This window comes from Methylobacterium sp. 88A, assembly GCF_000376345.1.
In the GTDB taxonomy this organism is placed as follows: domain Bacteria; phylum Pseudomonadota; class Alphaproteobacteria; order Rhizobiales; family Beijerinckiaceae; genus Methylobacterium; species Methylobacterium bullatum.
On record NZ_AQVT01000003.1, the window covers coordinates 1 to 17100 of the forward strand.

The 17100-nt window shown below is 59.4% G+C and carries 20 protein-coding genes; 11 read left to right on the forward strand and 9 right to left on the reverse strand.

Annotated elements, in window-relative coordinates; genetic code table 11:
- From A3OM_RS24645 to A3OM_RS24655, 4 genes are all read left to right on the forward strand, one after another.
- Positions 1-618 (forward strand): recombinase family protein (locus tag A3OM_RS24645; protein WP_018046169.1); only part of this gene is annotated, 618 nt, incomplete at its 5' end.
- A gap of 58 nt (positions 619-676) precedes the next feature.
- The gene (locus tag A3OM_RS24650) at positions 677-1111 is read left to right on the forward strand and encodes an ADP-ribosylglycohydrolase family protein (protein ID WP_018046170.1); all 435 of its coding nucleotides are present in this window, start codon (positions 677-679) and stop codon (positions 1109-1111) included.
- Positions 1112-1352: 241 nt separating this feature from the next.
- Positions 1353-2036 (forward strand): NYN domain-containing protein, encoded by a 684-nt coding sequence (locus A3OM_RS25550; protein WP_157196589.1) that lies wholly within the window; start codon positions 1353-1355, stop codon positions 2034-2036.
- A 228-nt stretch (positions 2037-2264) separates the two neighbouring features.
- Positions 2265-2918, forward strand: coding sequence for an HNH endonuclease (locus tag A3OM_RS24655; protein WP_198290867.1), 654 nt, complete (start codon positions 2265-2267; stop codon positions 2916-2918).
- Positions 2919-3034: 116 nt separating this feature from the next.
- Here the strand turns inward: A3OM_RS24655 and A3OM_RS26230 are convergent, their stop codons facing one another.
- The 3 genes from A3OM_RS26230 to A3OM_RS0123105 all read right to left on the reverse strand — a co-directional run bounded on the left by A3OM_RS26230 (position 3035) and on the right by A3OM_RS0123105 (position 4091).
- Complete coding sequence (locus A3OM_RS26230; RefSeq protein ID WP_198290868.1) at positions 3035-3277, reverse strand: hypothetical protein; 243 nt, start codon at positions 3275-3277, stop codon at positions 3035-3037.
- 161 nt (positions 3278-3438) lie between these two features.
- On the reverse strand, positions 3439-3765 hold the full coding sequence (locus tag A3OM_RS0123100) for a transcriptional regulator (RefSeq protein WP_018046172.1): 327 nt from the start codon (positions 3763-3765) through the stop codon (positions 3439-3441).
- Positions 3762-4091, reverse strand: a complete 330-nt coding sequence (locus A3OM_RS0123105; RefSeq protein WP_018046173.1) for a type II toxin-antitoxin system RelE/ParE family toxin — start codon at positions 4089-4091, stop codon at positions 3762-3764. The genes A3OM_RS0123100 and A3OM_RS0123105 overlap by 4 nt, the downstream gene beginning before the upstream one ends.
- 92 nt (positions 4092-4183) lie before the next feature.
- On the opposite strand from A3OM_RS0123105, the gene A3OM_RS0123110 reads away from it, so the two are divergent.
- Both A3OM_RS0123110 and A3OM_RS26685 read left to right on the forward strand, forming a co-directional pair.
- Entirely contained in the window at positions 4184-7525 is a 3342-nt protein-coding gene (locus A3OM_RS0123110; RefSeq protein ID WP_018046174.1) for a type ISP restriction/modification enzyme, read from the forward strand.
- Between the two features lie 493 nt (positions 7526-8018).
- Positions 8019-8237 carry a zinc-finger-containing protein gene (locus tag A3OM_RS26685; RefSeq protein ID WP_018046175.1) on the forward strand — a complete coding sequence of 73 codons (219 nt, stop codon included), beginning with the start codon at positions 8019-8021 and terminating at the stop codon, positions 8235-8237.
- A gap of 55 nt (positions 8238-8292) precedes the next feature.
- Here the strand turns inward: A3OM_RS26685 and A3OM_RS0123120 are convergent, their stop codons facing one another.
- From A3OM_RS0123120 to A3OM_RS0123130, 3 genes are all read right to left on the reverse strand, one after another.
- Complete coding sequence (locus A3OM_RS0123120) at positions 8293-8514, reverse strand: hypothetical protein (RefSeq protein ID WP_018046176.1); 222 nt, start codon at positions 8512-8514, stop codon at positions 8293-8295.
- Between the two features lie 556 nt (positions 8515-9070).
- Positions 9071-9544 (reverse strand): VOC family protein, encoded by a 474-nt coding sequence (locus tag A3OM_RS0123125; protein WP_018046177.1) that lies wholly within the window; start codon positions 9542-9544, stop codon positions 9071-9073.
- 252 nt (positions 9545-9796) lie between these two features.
- Entirely contained in the window at positions 9797-10561 is a 765-nt protein-coding gene (locus A3OM_RS0123130) for a recombinase family protein (RefSeq protein WP_018046178.1), read from the reverse strand.
- A 167-nt stretch (positions 10562-10728) separates the two neighbouring features.
- On the opposite strand from A3OM_RS0123130, the gene A3OM_RS0123135 reads away from it, so the two are divergent.
- A complete protein-coding gene (locus A3OM_RS0123135) occupies positions 10729-11355 on the forward strand; it encodes a P-loop NTPase (RefSeq protein ID WP_018046179.1) in 627 nt (208 codons plus the stop codon).
- A gap of 32 nt (positions 11356-11387) precedes the next feature.
- Positions 11388-11753, forward strand: coding sequence for a hypothetical protein (locus tag A3OM_RS25560; protein WP_081612771.1), 366 nt, complete (start codon positions 11388-11390; stop codon positions 11751-11753).
- Between the two features lie 30 nt (positions 11754-11783).
- On the opposite strand, the gene A3OM_RS24660 is transcribed toward A3OM_RS25560, so the two are convergent.
- Complete coding sequence (locus tag A3OM_RS24660; RefSeq protein ID WP_198290869.1) at positions 11784-12491, reverse strand: hypothetical protein; 708 nt, start codon at positions 12489-12491, stop codon at positions 11784-11786.
- 606 nt (positions 12492-13097) lie between these two features.
- Between A3OM_RS24660 and A3OM_RS0123150 the strand changes: the two genes are divergently transcribed.
- Positions 13098-13724 (forward strand): hypothetical protein, encoded by a 627-nt coding sequence (locus A3OM_RS0123150; RefSeq protein WP_157196591.1) that lies wholly within the window; start codon positions 13098-13100, stop codon positions 13722-13724.
- Between the two features lie 11 nt (positions 13725-13735).
- Positions 13736-14302: a hypothetical protein gene (locus tag A3OM_RS0123155; RefSeq protein ID WP_043765431.1), complete on the forward strand. Its 567-nt coding sequence runs from the start codon at positions 13736-13738 to the stop codon at positions 14300-14302.
- Between the two features lie 456 nt (positions 14303-14758).
- On the opposite strand, the gene A3OM_RS25995 is transcribed toward A3OM_RS0123155, so the two are convergent.
- Both A3OM_RS25995 and A3OM_RS26000 read right to left on the reverse strand, forming a co-directional pair.
- Positions 14759-15232, reverse strand: coding sequence for a hypothetical protein (locus tag A3OM_RS25995; protein WP_157196592.1), 474 nt, complete (start codon positions 15230-15232; stop codon positions 14759-14761).
- A gap of 156 nt (positions 15233-15388) precedes the next feature.
- Positions 15389-15883, reverse strand: coding sequence for a DUF6530 family protein (locus A3OM_RS26000; RefSeq protein ID WP_157196593.1), 495 nt, complete (start codon positions 15881-15883; stop codon positions 15389-15391).
- A gap of 191 nt (positions 15884-16074) precedes the next feature.
- On the opposite strand from A3OM_RS26000, the gene A3OM_RS0123165 reads away from it, so the two are divergent.
- Entirely contained in the window at positions 16075-17025 is a 951-nt protein-coding gene (locus A3OM_RS0123165; RefSeq protein WP_018046185.1) for a GIY-YIG nuclease family protein, read from the forward strand.
- Positions 17026-17100 lie beyond the last annotated feature (75 nt).

Genomic DNA, 17100 nt, shown 5'->3' on the forward strand with positions numbered 1-17100 from the left:
CTTGAGGCCCAACAGGAGACAGTGCGCTCCTTCCTGAACGGCGGCTCTTGGAGCCTCGTCGGCGAGTTCACCGAGGTGGAGAGCGGCCGCTCATTAGAACGGCCCGAGCTGGCCAAGGCACTGACACAGTGCCGGATCAGAGGTGCCACATTGATCGTCGCGAACGTCTCGCGCCTCACCCGGTCCGTGGCATTCCTCTCGCGCCTTCTCGAGGCTGGGGTCGAGGTCAGGTTCTGTGACCTACCGCAGATCGAGGGCCCGACCGGACGGTTCATGCTCCAGCAGATGGTCGCTGTGGCCGAGCTGGAGGCGGGCCTTATTGGGGATCGCACGCGCAAGGCGCTGGCCGCCGCCAAGGCGCGAGGTAAGAAGCTCGGCACCCCAGACAATCTACAGCGTCAAGATGTTGGACGCGAACGAGGCCGAGCAGCACGCACCCGCATCGCTGACGCACGGGCGCTCGATCTCGCCGAGACCATCAAGGACGTTCGCGCTTCAGGGGCATCATCACTTCGAGAGATCGCGAATGCCCTCAGTTCGCGCGGGATCCCAACCGCACGGGGAGGGGTATCGTGGTCGGCTACGCAGGTGCAGCGGGTTCTGGCTCGCGCACGCTGAACACCACGACCCCTTCGCCGGTTCCGAGGACAAAGACAGCGCCGGCAACGGCTCGCTCATGCGGATCGCGCCAGTGGCGATCTGGGCCCTCGACGACGCCGCACCCGCCACTCGGATCGCCCAAGAGCAGAGCCGCACCACCCATGGAGCCATCGAGGATGTCGAGGCCTGCAACCTGTTCGTGCTGATCCTGCGCGAGGCAATTCAGGGCGCCGGCAAGCAAGCGCTGCGCTCCCGCACCTGGGACGGCACACCGAAGGTCCAAGCCATTGCCGCAGGTGCTTGGCGTGGAAAGCCTCGCTCGAAGATCCGTTCGACCGGCTATGTGATCGACACACTCGAGGCAGCGCTCTGGTGCACGGAGCAGGCTGGGAGCTTCGAAGATGCGCTAGTGCTCGCCGTCAACCTCGTAGGCGACGCTGACACGGTGGGCGCGGTTACGGGCCAGATCGCCGATGCGGTGTTCGGCGCCTCCGACATTCCAGAGCGCTGACCGCGCAGCTCGTCCGAGCAGGCTATAATCGCGCAGCTCCATCTCCTTGGGCGCTAGCTGCTATGCGCTATCCGTCGTGCCAACCCAGGCAGTTCCTGAGCACTACCATGCAGCCGAAAATTGGCCTTGACCCTTTCTTAAACAGGGTCATATAGAGGGCTATCTACTCCCCCGGCGGCTTCGGCTTCCGGGCGCGCGGCGGGCGAAAGCCCGCCGTAGCACTTTCTGGGACCGTGAAGGCGTGCAAACGAACGTCTATATAGACGGTTTCAATTTCTATTATGGACGGCTCAAAGGGACCGCTTACAAGTGGTTAGATCTTGAGCGATTTTGTGACCAAATTCTGCCTCGGAACACGGTCGAGCGCATATACTACTTCACGGCGAAGGTGGATCCGCGCCCGCACGATCTCGACCAGCCCGCTCGGCAGCTCGCTTACATAAGAGCTCTAGCGACTCTTCCTCGCGTTGAGGTGCATTTCGGGAATTTCTTGAGCTCGGTCACGCGGCAGCCGCTTGTTGAGTCGGACCCGACCGATCCCAGGAGGTGGCTACGAGATCCAACCGGTAAACCAGTTCCGAAGCTCGACGAGACTGGTAAGGTCGTGACGGATTACATCCTCAAGACTGAGGAGAAGGGGTCGGACGTAAATCTGGCTGCCTATCTGCTTCGCGATGCCTACAAAGGCTCTTGCGAATGCGCAGTCATCGTCTCGAATGATTCAGACCTCCTTACTCCTATCCAACTTGCTAAGACCGAGGGGCTCACAATTGGCCTTATTCCTCCTCGGAAGAAGGGTAGTGTCGAGCTGAAGGGACTAGCAAATTTCAAAGCTGATCCTCGGCTGCATCACCTCTCAACATCTCAATTTCCGGATACGTTCGCTGACGCAAATGGAACGATCCAGAAACCGAGCAACTGGTAGAGGGCGGACGTGGGGCCCGATACCCGCGCTTGGATGTGAGGATGGCCGATGCCATGGGGCCCTTTCCAAGAACAGCAAGTCTACAACCGCCGCAGAGACATCCACGCCATTTATGGGGGCCAGGAGCAGGGTGGCATCTGCACGCCGAGGCTGCATCCCGTCATCATCGCCTTCACGGGCTCAAGTGGCGAGCAGCACGGCTATGCCGATGGTTGGTCATCTGAGGGCGTGCTCCGCTACTTCGGAGAGGGCCAGGTCGGCGACATGGTGTTCGAGCGCGGGAACCGCGCGATCCGGGATCACCTTGTCGACGGTAAGGACCTCCTGATCTTCCACACGCACGGCCGAGAAGGCGTGCGCTTCCTCGGCCAGTTCGAATGCGCCGGCTACAGCCACGAGATAAGAACAGATCGATTTAGCAGGTCGCGCTCTGCCATCGTCTTCGAGCTAGTCCTTGCGAACGTCGGTGAGCCGGTCAAGGACGAGGAGCCGATCGAAGAGCTTGATCTCGGCGTTGACCTTGCCGGTCTACGAGCGCGAGCCCTAGAGGCAGCCCGGTCTACGCCGCAGGTCACTGGCACAGCAGCGCGTCGCAGCCTCTACAGACGCTCAGCAGCTGTTCGCCGCTACGTGCTCGCTCGAGCGGCTGGAATTTGTGAGAGCTGCAATCAGCCTGCCCCCTTCGTCACCCAGCGGGGCGAGCCCTACCTCGAGCCTCATCACACCCGGCGCCTAAGCGACGGCGGTCCAGACGATCCTCGGTTCGTGGGAGCAGTCTGTCCGAGCTGCCATCGCGAGATCCACCATGGGCTACATGGGTCCACGAAGAACGACGCCCTGATCCAAGCAATCAGCCAGAAAGAGGCGTCCGCTGAGGGCTAATCCTCCGAAGGTCGGTAACGAGCTTCTGATGCGATCCTAGACGTGCTCTAGACAACAGCGTGTCGCTGAACCCCTTATGTGCCGCCCTGTTCTCCTAGAAATTCGGTGGGTAAACGTCACGAATTCGAAGGTAGATGGTTCGCAAGAAGGGTCGATCCCTTCATATTAGCATGACAAGCGAACAACTTTCGGAACTCGTTGTCCGATCCTGTTCCCATTACGCGCCTGAACATCTCAAGCTCGGCTTCAGTCGGACCACGACCCGCTGCAATCATAGCATCGAAGAGATCGGGAAATGCCGCATTTAGTGCGTCAGCGCCCTCGACCAGCATTCGCTCAAAATCGTCTTTTGTGTTCATGGTATCTTCAACCTAAAATCATCAGTTCGCGAGAAATATTTAGATGTATGCCTAGAAATGGGTTCTGCATTGTAAATAGCTCACGCTCCAAGGCTTTCAAGCTATGCCGGTTGATCGTCGTCATAGCACCCGGCCAACTCGAGCAAACTGCTCATAACGATCTAAGATCCGAGTGCTCGACGCACGGCATCTGGCTCACGCTCGATGACACGTAGGAGCGCTTGCATCGCTGCGTCAGGTCGGCGGCGTCCTTGCTCATAGGACTCCATCGTCCTCGCCGAAATCCGGAACCGCTGCTCAAACTCTTTGGTCGATGCAGCTACTGTTCGCCGGATCGCTTTCACCCGCTCAGGGGTGATGAGATCGTCCGGCACATCGTAGCTCTGGGCCTCAACCTCACCACGCAGATAAGCGGCCATCTCCTGAAAGGCCTCAACCAGATCATCGCCGACCTGGGAGCCAGTGGCCTGCTGAGTGCTCTGCGTCATGGCTCGACTCCTTTGATGCTCGCGATCGCCTCGAGGATCGCCTTGCGCTGCTCCGGTGATAGATCGTCTCGCTCGTTCTTCGGGTAGGCAGTCATCATGAAGAGCACGCCGGGCGCGATCGCGACGTAGTAGATCGTGCGGCCCCCTCCGCTCTTACCTCGGCCCGGTAGCGGGAAGCGGGCTTTACGAGCTCCACGCAGCCCCTTGATCATGGGGTGAGCATCAGGAGCTCTGACGATCACCGCCTCGATCTCGGCCACAGTCATCTCATCCAGCCCCATGCCCTTCATCGCCCGGATGTAGGGCTTCAGCCGAACGACTTTCATGGGGGCATACTACAACAACGTATTGCGACATGGTAGTGGATTAGGATAGCTCCTAGTGCAACCAGAAAGACCCTAAGGGTGGGGATGAGCAGTTGAGCGACCAGGACCGCTTCCAGCAGGCTCTCTCGACATTCGGGCGATCCACGAAGGCGAAGTTCGCCGGCACAGCTATCACCGGGGCCCCAGAGGATCAGCTACGCGCTCCTCTCGAAGCCCTGATCCTCGCGCTCTCAGAGCTTGGGGGAACCCCACCCAACACGTTGACCCTCGTCGGAGAAACGACACTCGCAGGGACTGGAACTCGTCCTGATTATGCGATCTCCCTCCGGAACGTGCTTATCGGCTTCATCGAGGTCAAAGCACCAGGAAAGGGTGCAGATCCGCGGCGTTTCCGTGGACACGATCGTGCCCAGTGGGAGAAACTCAAGGCCCTCCCAAACCTCCTCTATACCGACGGTAATGCCTTCAGCCTCTGGCGCGACGGCATCCTCGTTGGTGCTGTTGTGCGCGTAGAGGGTGACGTTGAGACCTCCGGCGCTGAACTCTCCGCACCCACGTCACTCCTCGCCCTCATCACGGACTTCCTTGCCTGGAAGCCGACGCCAGCGCGAACGGCCAAGCAGCTGGCGGACGTGTCTGCGCGACTTTGTCGGCTGCTACGTGACGAGGTCGTCGAGCAGATGGAGTCCGGGAGTTCGGCTCTTAAGGAGCTCGCGATCGACTGGCGTTCCTTGCTCTTCCCTGAGGCCAGTGATGCGGAATTCGCGGACGGCTACGCCCAGGCGGTAACCTTTGGCCTTCTCGTCGCCCGCGCTCGCGGCATTCCCCTCGCCCAGGGCATCGAGGGCGCCGCTCAAGTTCTGAGACGCACGAACTCCTTGATCGGCACAGCGCTCCTTCTCCTGGCCGATGATCGAAACCAGGATGCGCTGCAAACGTCGCTCTCCACCCTGACCCGGGTCCTCGATGTCGTCGAGTGGGGGACCGTGAGCCGTGGGGATCCAGACGCCTGGCTCTACTTCTACGAGGAATTCCTGGAGGTCTACGACAACGCCCTGCGCAAGCGCACTGGCTCCTACTACACCCCGCCGGAAGTGGTCGAGGCGATGGTGCGCCTTGTCGATGAGGCGCTCACGAGTCCCGAACGGTTTGACCGGCCACTCGGCCTTGCCTCACCCGATGTCATCATCGCAGATCCTGCAGTTGGCACCGGCACGTTCCTCCTTGGTGTCCTCCGACGCATCGCGCGCATCGTGGAGAACGATCACGGAGCAGGCGCTGTCGGCTCTGCAATAACTGCCTCGGCTGACCGGCTCGTTGGCTTCGAGCTTCAGTTCGGCCCCTTTGCAGTGGCACAGCTCCGGCTGCTTGCTGAGATGCAAACGCTTACCCGTTCGTCGGTCGCGCCCAAGCTGCGCTTGTTCATTACTGACACCCTGGGCAACCCCTTCGTCGAGGACGAGCGTCTGCCTCAGATCCTACAGCCGATCGGTCAATCGCGCCGAGAAGCCAATCAAGTGAAGCGCGGACAGCCGATCACAGTCGTTATCGGCAACCCGCCCTACAAGGAGAAGGCCAAAGGCCGCGGCGGCTGGATCGAGGAAGGATCGGATGGTCGTGAGGCACCTCTCGACCGGTGGTCATCACCAGCAGCCTGGGGCGTGTCAGCACATGCCAAGCACCTCAAGAACCTCTACGTCTACTTCTGGCGGTGGGCGACTTGGAAGGTGTTTGGTTCGGGACTGAATGCCTCGACCGGGATCGTCGAAACCGATCAGGCCGGCATCATCTGTTACATCACGGTCGCCGGCTTCCTGAACGGACCAGGCTTCCAGAAGATGCGCGACGACCTTCGTCGCCAGTCGAGCGAGATCTGGGTCATCGATTGCTCACCCGAGGGCCATCAGCCCGACGTGCCGACACGCATCTTCCAGGGTGTCCAGCAACCCATCTGTATCGTCCTGGCCGCTCGTAAGGCCGGAACTGACCCCAATACGCCGGCTCACGTGCGCTTTCGTGCTCTGCCTGAGGGACGCCGAGCTGATAAGTTCATGGCGTTGTCGTCTCTCTCGCTCGATGATGGAGGATGGGTCGACGCGCCGAGTGGCTGGCGCGATCCCTTCCTCTCGGCATCAGCAGGAGCATGGGCAACCTACCCAGAGCTCGCAGCGCTGTTTCTCTACGACGGCTCAGGGGTAATGCCTGGCCGCACCTGGGTGATCGCACCGGATCCCGGTTCGCTAGAGGATCGGTGGACACGGCTGATACGTGAGAGGTCATCGGATCAGCAGGATCGGTTGTTCTACCCGCACCAAAACGGCGACAAGACCGTCAGCAAGCGGTCGGCCAAAGGCCTGACCGGTCATGAGCACCGACATATGGCTGTCGGCGAGGATCAGGGGTCCTGTGTCACTCCTACTCGCTACGGCTTCCGATCATTCGACCGGCAGTGGATCGTCCCTGACAACCGCCTCATCAACCGTGCAAATCCTACTCTGTGGGATATATTTTCGACATCTCAAGTCTACCTAACAGCATTTGAAGCGCATTCACCATCTTCCGGACCAGCGGTTACTTTTACCGGCTTTATTCCAGATCTTCATCACTACAAAGGTTCATTTGGCGGCCGAGCATACCCGCTTTGGGGTGATAGAGCGGCTGAGCAATCAAATGTTCGGCCGGCATTGCTCACATATTTGGCTGCGACCTATCGACGAGAGGTCAGCTCCGAGGACATGATGGCCTACATCGCCGCTGTCCTTGCCCACCCAGCCTTCATTCAGCGCTTCGCTGCCGATCTCACACGTCCAGGCCTCCGAGTGCCGCTGACAGCGGACCCCGTCTTGTTCACCGAAGCGGTCACATTGGGCCGTGAGGTAATCTGGTTGCACTGCTATGGCGAACGCTTCGCCGACCCAGCATCAGGCCGTCCAGCTCGTGCTCCACGCCTACCTATAGGCGAGGGGCCAACAATCCCTTCCGCTGGTGCAATTCCTCCAGCGCCTGAGCCCTTACCGCAGGAGATGCGTTACGAGTCCGAGCACCGGCGTCTCCATGTTGGGAAGGGCTACATCGACAACGTCGACCCGCGCGTCTGGGCCTACGAGGTCTCCGGGAAGCAGATCGTCCCGCAGTGGTTCAGCTATCGCCGCCGCGACCGCAGCCGACCTGTCATCGGTGATCGCCGGCCTCCATCCCCCCTCGACCAGGTGCAGCCTGAAGGCTGGCTGGCGAGCTACACCAGTGATCTTCTGGACCTGCTGCATGTCCTTGGTCGTCTCGTAGCCCTTGAGCCCGCTCAGGCGGATCTTCTAGGCCGGATCTGCGCTGGCCAAACGCTCGATGTAACTAGGCTGAGCCTCGCGGGCGCCCTTGAGGGATCCATAGAGCGAAGTGGCGTGGCGAACGTGGATCAAGGCGATCTGTTTGGATAGGCAGCGTGAAAAGGACTTGCTGATCTGAGCCCAAGGAGAAAGGCCTGGAAGCGGCGTGCAGATCACGCGTCGAGCAGCATGATGCGCTATTTCGCGACCAGCATGACGATTTCGAGGCCTGCTAACTCTACGCCTTCCCGTCGGGTGGGACATTTTCCTCAAATCGCGTTCGCATTGGCCGTTTGGGACATATTTTGCGGACAACGAGGGGACATTCAGGGGACATTCCGGGACATCCTGATTGCGAGAAATGTCCCCTGAATGTCCCGTCCAGATTGTTCGCATTGATCCTTGTGGGACAATTTCGGACAAGCTGTCCTCGTTCAGCAAGGGTCTTCAGCCACAGATGTCCGGCGGCGATCTCCTCTGTCCTCACTGCGGTCAGCCGGCGACCCAGCTGGTGACGATTCACGGCATCAGGAATCGGTGCCTGCCGTGCGGACTCTGGTCGAGAGGCAACAAGCCCTTGCGCGATGAGACCAGCCACAGAGCTATGCGTGCCCGCATAGTCGCTCGTCGGAATGCCCACACCACCCTCGACCTGCTCTGGAAGGAAGGCCTCATGGACCGGGAGACCGCCTACGAGCGCCTTGCCCAGGAACTCGGCATCGAGCGCGGTGCCTGTCACATGAGCAAGATGGACGTGGAGACGGCTCGACGTGTGCCGCCCGCAGTGAAGCTCATCCGGGCATCACTGCCGCGAAATCGCTGAAGCGCCCAAGCGCGAAATGCAAAAAGCCCTGCACGAGGCAGGGCTTTGTCTGACGTTAAGCGAGGCCGTCCTTCGCTGCTGCGTCTGGATCATCGGGCTTCTCCTGAGCCTTCTCAACCACGCTGGCATCATGGTCGATCTTTGGATCAGGGACCTTCAGGTCTGCGCCGTGCACGCGAGTATGGGTGCTATCCCCTCCCTGGATGTTGGCATCCAGTTCGTGGCTCTGCTGGTGAGTCCGGTCGCTGTGGATCTCTGGCTTCTTGGGCTCTGTCATGTTCCCTCCTGTCATGATGGGACAGGGCAGGTGGGTCGAGGCCCTTTCGGTGGCAAGTCTGTCGCTGAAGCGCTCAAGCGCGAAAGAGCGAAACCAAGAAGCAGAAGGCCTCAGAAGCTCATACAGCTGCAAACAGTTCTGCCTGCTCCTAGGCAGCTGACATACGCGTTAAGGCTGCCAGTGACGCTCTAATGCGATCCAGCGCTGCTCCTCGACGGTAGGAGATGTCACCTCTGATGAGATACGCCACCGCCGATCCAGAACATGATGTCCCGCTAAAGTTCGCTTCTTCGCGGTAGGGCTCTTTCGCGAAACTGGGAAAGAGAGGCTCATGGAAGCTCATGCAGTTCCGACGCCCTCCAGTGGCACAGAGGGGCCGGAGGCAGCGTCAAAGGCACCAGTAGTGCTCTGAGGGGCTCCTTAGGGGTGGAGATCTGACGGTTGGTGCTTCCAGTATCGACCCTTCTCGGACCCTCGGAAGGTCTGCTTTGCAGCAGCTTGGTTGAGGACGCCCCACGTCCGGGCCGGGTGGGAAGCGGACACCCGCCCGGCGGGATCAATGATCCTTGGCGCTAGCTGGCGGCTGCATGAACTCGATCGTCGCGCCGTCAGGGCCAACGGCGTAGATCACCCGCGTTCCAGCCCGCGCACCGCTCGCAATCGGTTGCGGCGTGCCTTGCGCCTTCCAGCCGTAGGCGGCGATCCGCACCAGGAGCGCGTCGATGTCATCGACCACAAGGGCCAGATGCGCGAAGCCTGGGTCGAACGGCTTGGCTGGCACGCTTGGTCGGTCCGGACCCTGATACTCCAGGAGTTCGATCGTCTGATCCGCCAGCGAAACGATCGCTAGGCGCACCTTCGCCCCATGCGCTCCGGTTACCTGACCGAGGAACTCGCCCCCCATCTCGCCCGTCCGCACGAGGCGTGCGCCGAGGCCATCGATCCAGAACCGAAGTGCCTCGTCGAGGGAGCCGACCGCGAAGCCGACATGATCGGCGCGCCGCACATGGATGCTCGTGTGTTCCGTCATGCAGGACGTTCTACCGGCAAAGTGACCGCTCGTCTGCAATGGGTCGGATGCGGAGCGTCCGCTTCTGGGCGAACAGGCGGGGTCTGCTCACCACCCCACCCGGACGTTCAAGGGTGGACACCAAGCGCCGGATTTCCATCGCTGGACGCTCGTCATGCGCCAAGGATGATGCCCGGTTCTCTATGAGCACAGAAGGCACAGCTCTCGCGGGCTGCGCCGGCTTCTAGGACTTCCACTCGGTGAGGAGGCCCCTCAGAACCGACCCCAGAGCTCGTTCTCGGCGTAGCGCTCGCCCTGTGACACCTGCTTCCGCTCATCGATCTGGGTGAGAAGGCGCCGGATGTTTCTGTCCGTCCACTCGATGCCGCGAGAGGTCCGGTAGCCCTTCGCGTTCAAGCCCTCAGCGATGGTTCTCGCGGTTGTGCATCCGCTGTCGCGGAGATCCTCGATCACCGGAGCCAGCTCACGCACCTGCTTGTCGACCCGGGCCTTGGTAGCGGTGACAGCGAGAGAGCGAGCCTCAGCCAAGTTCGTGCGATTTCCGAGCGGCACCCCTTGGTCCTTGAGCTTCTGGAGAGCGGCTTTGGTGCTGATGCTGATCTGCTCGCCCTCACGCTGGGCACGCGCAGCTATGCTCATGATGGAAGCGTATGAGGTCCCTTCACCAGACCGGCAGCCGATCACCTTCAAGCGGCCCTGAGCAACAATCTTTTGCACGGTGCTCACGTCCCTGCTGAAGCGACCCAACTCGTCCACCAAGATCGTCGCTCCCTCTTCACGAGAGAGCTTGATCGCGTCCAGCACGCCTGGTCGGTTTCGGATGCTCGCCTCCTTCATTCCGGTCTCTACATCGCTAAACGTTCTGACAATCTCGTAGCCCTCATGCCGGGCGAACTCCCGGATCGCCACCATCTGGAGTTCCTGCCCGTGCCCGCTCCGTCCCTGCCTCTCGGTCGATACACGAACGTATGCGATCGCCGGCTTGAGCTTCTTCCTCGTAGGTCCCTGGTCGTTCATAGGGGTGTCTGTCTTTACTCATATCTAAATGACCCCTTTTAGATATACACAGGTCCCGCCCTTTAGCAATGTGCACTCCATAAAGTGGCTGCGATGCGCAAGTGCTATCGCCTTTGCATGATTTTCTGTAAGCAGAAATTATCAGCGGTTGATAAGGGCTAACGTAGATGACGGTGATAGGCTTCATCTCGCAGAAGGGTGGGGTCGGAAAGTCGACACTCGCACGAGCGCTAGCGCGGGAGGCCGCAGCAAGCGGGCTCGCTGTGAAGATCGCCGATCTTGATGTTGAGCAAGGCACCTCGACGAACTGGGCACGACGGCGAATGGCAGCAGGTCTTGAACCTGTCGTGCCCGTCGAGCCCTTCAGAACGGCAGCTGACGCCTTCAAGGCAGCTGCATATGTCGACCTGCTCATTGTTGACGGACCAGCACGGGCCTCGGCTGGGACGCTTGAGATCGCGAAGGGGTCAGCCCTTGTCGTGCAGCCGTCCAGCACGTCAGTGGACGATCTTGAACCGGCGACGATCGTCTTCAACTCCCTAGTCAGGGCCGGCGTCCCTCGATCCAAGCTCGCGATTGCTCTGGTCCGAGTCGGGACAGAAGCCGAGGAGACGTTCGCTCGCGGCTACATGGCCGAAGCAGGCTTCGACGTTCTGCCGGGTGCCCTCCTCGAACGGCCGGCATATCGCCAGGCGCAGAACGAAGGCCAAGCTGTGACAGAGGTCCGGTTCAAGGGGTTGTCCGAGCGAGCAGACGCGTTGGTCCAAAGCATCATTGACCGAGCAAACCTGTAAGTAGAAATTAGCGGAAAATAACGGATGTAAGCATGGCGAAGTTTCAGTCGAAGTCAGCGGTTCCGAAGCCGCCATCAGCCGAGTTGGTTGTCGACCTGGCAGTCATGCCAGAGACGTTCGATCCGGCGCCGGTCGAGGCATCAGTGAAGCGCGGCAAGGGTCGACCACCCGCGCCTGAAATCCGGACTGTGTTCGGCACACGCCTCAGAGCTGAGACGATCGCGGATGTGGAAGCGCTCAAGGTCGGCCTGCGCCTCAAGATGCAGGGCGAGGCCGTCGAGCGGGCTGTGGCCTTTTACAAGGCGCACGTCATCGCCAAGACGCGCCACGAGCTACGACTCGCGCCAGAAGTCGACGACGAAGCGGTGCTCCTGAAGGCGTTCAAGGTAGACGACTAAGCGTCCGTTCTGCCAAACGGCTGCATACCCCTAGAACATGGCTCCAGCCCTCACGGATCGTTGTGCGAATCTCTCGACCGGCTCGCGCCCGTTGAGATTCTGACACCACGAACCCGCCTTCTTCCCTTCTCGAAAACTACTTGTATCGGTCGGGGCGAATTTTTTGCCCCCTATGCCTGGTCCGCGCTTCATCCAAGCGGACCACTCGCGGTCGACGATCGTGACGACGTTCGACAGGCTCTTGGCACCGTGCTGCCGGCGCTCGGTGATCTCGATGAGGCCGAGGGTCCGGGCCTGGCGCAGGGCGTTCTTAGCCGTGCTGCGCGAGGTGCCGGCGCGGGCCGCGATGGCGTCGAGGAACAGCCGGCACGAACCGCGGGTGTGCACCTCGTCGGCGACGATCTTGAGAACCGCAAGCTCGGACGTGGTGAAGCGCGCGGCCAGCGCGGGCGGCATGACACCCGTCGCGGCCAGAGACCGGCGCCGCTCGATCGCGACGGAGCGCTCTGGCGGACGTTGGGTGCGACGAGGAGAGAAGAGCGTCGGCCCGCGGCCCGCACCACCTACGGGTTCCCGTAGGGTCTTGGCGACCACCTGGCGCGCGTGGATGGCCTCGGCCAGGCGTTGCGCGTCGTCCTCGCTTAAGGCGCCAGAGGACAGGCCGGACCATATGGCCCGGTTGAGTTCGACAAGCGCCGTCGAAGAGGCCACCGCAATCGCAGCCTCGATCTGGTTCACAAACACGTCTCGCCCCATCATGGGGCCGCGTCAGGACAAACGATCTCGTCGAGAGAAGTCACCTTCTCCCTTGACGGCCGGGGCCGTGCGTGAGATTTTGAGGACTGCTTAGGTTCCTTCAAAACCACACCGATTTCAGAAGCCCTCCGATCCGCCGGCAAGCGGGTTAGGGGGCTTCTCTCGTTTTGGGCGTCAGCGGCTCGTTGCAGTGATCTCCGGGCGCACCTGCGCCGAATTGTTAACCGTGAAGGTTGCCGTCGAGTCGGTCAACCTCAGGCACGCTACCCTCACGTCAAGCAAAAGTCTTATGGCGGCCTGAGGCAGTTTTGCCTCGTCCGAGCGACACGTCGGAAGACGGCTTCAAGCTCCTCTCCCTCGACACACGATGTGAAACTGCTGCGCAAAGCGACAACTCGATTGAAGCTCTTCCGCCTCCGTCGACGAAGTTTTCGTTAACGTTTCGTCAACCAAACACCCCCCAACGTCAGGAGGGGCACGCATCTGTTGAGGGGCTCCCTTCACGACAGCGGTGCCAACAGGCTCCTCCCTGCGTGGGCTACCCCTCACCTACCAACGTTGGCCTCCGATCAGATCGAGGACGTTGGGATGGCTGCGGTGGAGCTCGTTCAAGTCACATATCGTGAGATTGCCGAGCGCTTCGGGATCGGCATCGAGGGTGCACGTATCAAGGCGAAGCGTCGTGCCGCGAAGGGTGATTGGCGTCTCATCCCGGGCAACCACCCTCAAGATATCGTCCGGGTCGAGATGCCCGCTGAAGAGCTCCGTGTGGGTCCCATCAAACCCCAACGCTCTCCTCCCAACAATCCAGCGGATAGGGAGCCCACGCTCCCACCCCAACACGAGACCCAACGCAAAGATACCAACGACTTAGAGGCGTTGGTTGCCGTGGTTTCTCAACTCACATTACAGTCGCAAGCGATGACCGACCGGCTGATCGAGGCTGAGCGCATGCGAGCCGAGGCCCAACGGGACACTGCAATCGCTCAGACCGAACTGAAGGCCATCGAGGAGCGTCTTGCTGCTCTTCAGGAGCAGCACCTGACTGAGCTGATGGATTTACGTGAGCGGATGGCAGCTGAGACGGATCTGGCCGGCAGAACCGTCGAGGATGCCAAGGTGCGTGAGTGCGAGTTGCAGGCCCAGCTTGATGCGGCAGAGGGAAACCTCGCAGTGATGCACGCACGATCCTGGTGGCGCCGGCTGGTTGGGTGAGGGCGCACAAGATGATGGATGCGACAGCTCACTTCCACCATTCGACGCTCCGCGAGCGGATCGTCGAGCACGTGTTCGTCGGCGACACACTGCGGTCGCTCTGGCGTCTCGGGATCTACGACGTCGAAGTCCTACGCTCCGAGTTCGATGCCCACGGCTATGATCTGGTTCTCGCTCGCGGGCGCATTGTTCGACACATCCAGTTCAAGACCGGATCAGCGGCCAAGCCTGGTTCAGTTTCGATTGCAGCCTCACTCGCCGAGAAGCCGAGCGGGTGCGTGATTTGGATCAAGGTGCAGGCGGACCTGGAGATGGGCCCCTTTTTCTGGTTCGGAGGAGAGCCAGGTGAGCCCTTGCCGCAGCTCGACGGTTACGCAAATCCGCGACGTCCGACCCGAAACAAGGAGGGTGTCCGGCCAATCCGGCAAAACCATCGAGAGGTGCCCGGCAAGCAGTTCCGTCAGCTAGCTACGCTCGAGGACGTGCTTGCTGCCTTGTTCGGACCTCTGGTGCCGAAGGTAGCCCTTATGACTCTTCCTATGGACGATGATGACGAACACCACGCCCTACGAGGCTGAGCTGCTCGCTCTCGCGATCGAGAACAGTGAGCTGCGTCTCCAACTAGCTCATCTCCAGGACGAGTGCATCGAGCTCGCAGTCGATGGGGGAGAGCTTCACGCCGAGATATTGGCTTTGCGAGCACAGCTTGCTGAGCTCGTCGAGCAGCGGGACGCTTGGCAGTCCGAGGCAGAACGCTTCCGTCCACCTTCACGAGTTTCAGCCCGATGAGCACTAAGCGACGGGGACGCCCGGATTTCGACGCACTGACTGAAGCCCAGCTCATTGCGGGACGGACAGCAGCACGCAGCGTCTGCCTGCCTGCCGTAGCTCCCCGGAGCCTCGGTGAGCTCATGGATGTAATCGACCATGTGACCGAGGTCGCGACCGGTGATCGCAGCTTTCTCTACCTGAAGCCGGGTTCTTCCCTTGTCGCTCCCGCTCAGACTGAGCGACAAGGTAAAGTCATTTTGTTATCAAAGACCACCCTTAGCACCAGGCATAGGTAGCGGCTCATAACTTACATCACATCGACCTGTATGTGCAATAAAATCGACTTTGTTATTGTTTACTCTATCGAACCATTGATGAGAAACAAGAACTTTATCAATATTATCAGTCTTAAATGGCTTACCATAAGTCTGTATAAGACGACTTTCTACTCTGCCACATAGTTTTGGGGCAGCCTTTAATATAATTGTTTCTAATAATTTTGATGTCTTTCCAAACCTAAAATACGCATTAAAGTGAATATCATCAGATTTATATCCACCTATAAGAAGGCTTTGATTATTAGATTTAGCTTCACTATCGTCTCTATATGTTGTTAAGCTTTTCCCTGAAGCTTCATTCACCTCATCCACCGTCATACCCCAGCGGGTATACTGCCAATCTGCATTAGCTTGCGTCACATACAATAAAAATACTACTGTATAAATGACATTTTTCATTTTTTATTCCACCAATTGATTCTTAACAGACTGCATAATTTATCACCTAATTTTTTTATTAGATAATAATTATGTCTTGAATGCTTTACCACACGATGATCTGCGCGCAGATCACCAGCAGTCACCAATTAGGCAACTGCTGGCAGGTGAAGATCTTTATTCCAGGTCAGCGGCTTGTAGCTCGTCTCGAAGCTTCCTCAAGCGGCTTTTCACTCGCTCGCTTTCTTGACCGAAGCCTAGAGGCACATCTGCCATTCGCCGAAGCTCAATCTGCTCCTTCTGGTTTTCAAATGTATCCGCAGCGATGATAGCAGTAGGCTTCAAAGCATTAGTCGCATGAGTTTGATAGAATGTTTTTACAAGAAGAGTGCAGAGATCGACAAGCCTGTGTAGCGGAAGTTCCTCGCTCATTCGACTCCACTTATTATCTGGATTGCGCCAGACCTTTGCAGATAAGGCATCAGGATCATTAGGGTATCTCCATTGAGCTTGACCAATGGAGAGGTATTTAGCGTCGGTGTCGGCGCTATAGGGCCCATCGAACGGGGCGTAGGGCACCATAAAAATAGGAGTGTGCTTCAGCCAGGTGGGTGGGGGGTAATCCATCATGGTCTGCGAGGTTTCAGCAGTTGGCTTGGCGAGGGGGACCATGGGGCGCTTTCGGTTCAGAGCCACCGGGTGCAGCTCATGTTGAAGAAGATAGTTTGTGAATTTAGTTTGTAAAGTTATTTTTATAAAATAGTTTGTAAATCAAATTTGAAGATGGCGACGGTTGCGCTTCTTGACGAAGCCCAAGCGTTCCGTATCATTCTGTTGAACGTTCGTTCAAGAGAATGCGACACATGGCCGACCCTTTTACCATCCGCGTTTTCGTTCCCGATGGTGATCCGGAAGGCGTGCGTATCATCGACCGCTTGAACTGGACCGGTCTCGGTATCGCGTTCCCGCGCGAGCACTGGTTTCGGGTGCGGACAAGAGCCGAGTTCGGGAAGACGGGCGTCTACATCCTGGTGGGGCATACGACTGACGACGACCTGCCGACCCTCTACATCGGGCAGGGGGATGGCATTCGGAACAGGATCGACGAGCATGCTCAGAAAAAGGACTTTTGGGAGTGGGCGATCACGTTCGTCTCGAATGCCGCGAATGGCGGCCTGAACCGAGCTCACATCACCTGGCTCGAGTATGCGCTTATCAACCGTGCCCAGAGCGCCAAGCGCAGTCATCTCGATAACGGCAACACTCCCCAGGAGCCGGCTTTGTCTGAGGCCGAAAAGGCGGACACTCAGGGCTTCCTGAAAGAGGTCCTACAGATCCTTCCGCTTGCGGGTCTACGCGCCTTCGAACGACCGAAGGCAGTTGCCACGCCTATGGCACGGTCACCCGAAACGTCGGCCATCGTCGCTCCACCAAGCGCACCAGCTGGTAGCGAGACCGACGATGTCGATACCGTCGTGGTGCCTGCTCAGAAGGAAGGCTTCGAGGAAGTCTTCCTTGGGGAGAATGCCTGGCGCGCCATACGAATTGCGCGCGGGATGCTGCCCAGGATCAAATACATCGCGGCCTACCAGACGCAGCCGATCTCGGCTGTGACCCACGTCGCTCCGGTGGCAGCAATCGAGCCTTACGGGGAGAGCGGCAAATACATGCTGCGCTTCTCCGAGCCAGCTCAACCAATCGGCCCAATTCCCTTCGGTGATGCGACGCAAGGGGCCATGCAGGGACCCCGATATACCTCGATAGCCCGACTACGGTCAGCCAAGACCGTTGCAGATCTTGTGAAGCCGCGGTGAGGCCGCCATGGGTCGCGACAAGTTCATTGCCTATTACAGGGTCTCGACCCACCATCAGGGCCGCTCAGGGCTAGG

What these genes read in the sequence shown, in the direction of transcription:
- A3OM_RS0123100 (WP_018046172.1), bottom strand. Translation starts at nt 3,765, where the DNA reads ATGACGCAGAGCACTCAGCAGGCCACTGGCTCCCAGGTCGGCGATGAT.
- A3OM_RS26685 (WP_018046175.1), top strand. Translation starts at nt 8,019, where the DNA reads ATGCGTGCCCGCATAGTCGCTCGTCGGAATGCCCACACCACCCTCGAC.
- A3OM_RS0123155 (WP_043765431.1), top strand. Translation starts at nt 13,736, where the DNA reads ATGATGGATGCGACAGCTCACTTCCACCATTCGACGCTCCGCGAGCGG.
- A3OM_RS0123105 (WP_018046173.1), bottom strand. Translation starts at nt 4,091, where the DNA reads ATGAAAGTCGTTCGGCTGAAGCCCTACATCCGGGCGATGAAGGGCATG.
- A3OM_RS26000 (WP_157196593.1), bottom strand. Translation starts at nt 15,883, where the DNA reads ATGGTCCCCCTCGCCAAGCCAACTGCTGAAACCTCGCAGACCATGATG.
- A3OM_RS24650 (WP_018046170.1), top strand. Translation starts at nt 677, where the DNA reads ATGCGGATCGCGCCAGTGGCGATCTGGGCCCTCGACGACGCCGCACCC.
- A3OM_RS0123135 (WP_018046179.1), top strand. Translation starts at nt 10,729, where the DNA reads ATGACGGTGATAGGCTTCATCTCGCAGAAGGGTGGGGTCGGAAAGTCG.
- A3OM_RS0123130 (WP_018046178.1), bottom strand. Translation starts at nt 10,561, where the DNA reads ATGAACGACCAGGGACCTACGAGGAAGAAGCTCAAGCCGGCGATCGCA.
- A3OM_RS0123165 (WP_018046185.1), top strand. Translation starts at nt 16,075, where the DNA reads ATGGCCGACCCTTTTACCATCCGCGTTTTCGTTCCCGATGGTGATCCG.
- A3OM_RS0123120 (WP_018046176.1), bottom strand. Translation starts at nt 8,514, where the DNA reads ATGACAGAGCCCAAGAAGCCAGAGATCCACAGCGACCGGACTCACCAG.
- A3OM_RS0123125 (WP_018046177.1), bottom strand. Translation starts at nt 9,544, where the DNA reads ATGACGGAACACACGAGCATCCATGTGCGGCGCGCCGATCATGTCGGC.
- A3OM_RS25560 (WP_081612771.1), top strand. Translation starts at nt 11,388, where the DNA reads ATGGCGAAGTTTCAGTCGAAGTCAGCGGTTCCGAAGCCGCCATCAGCC.
- A3OM_RS26230 (WP_198290868.1), bottom strand. Translation starts at nt 3,277, where the DNA reads ATGAACACAAAAGACGATTTTGAGCGAATGCTGGTCGAGGGCGCTGAC.
- A3OM_RS0123150 (WP_157196591.1), top strand. Translation starts at nt 13,098, where the DNA reads ATGGCTGCGGTGGAGCTCGTTCAAGTCACATATCGTGAGATTGCCGAG.
- A3OM_RS25995 (WP_157196592.1), bottom strand. Translation starts at nt 15,232, where the DNA reads ATGAAAAATGTCATTTATACAGTAGTATTTTTATTGTATGTGACGCAA.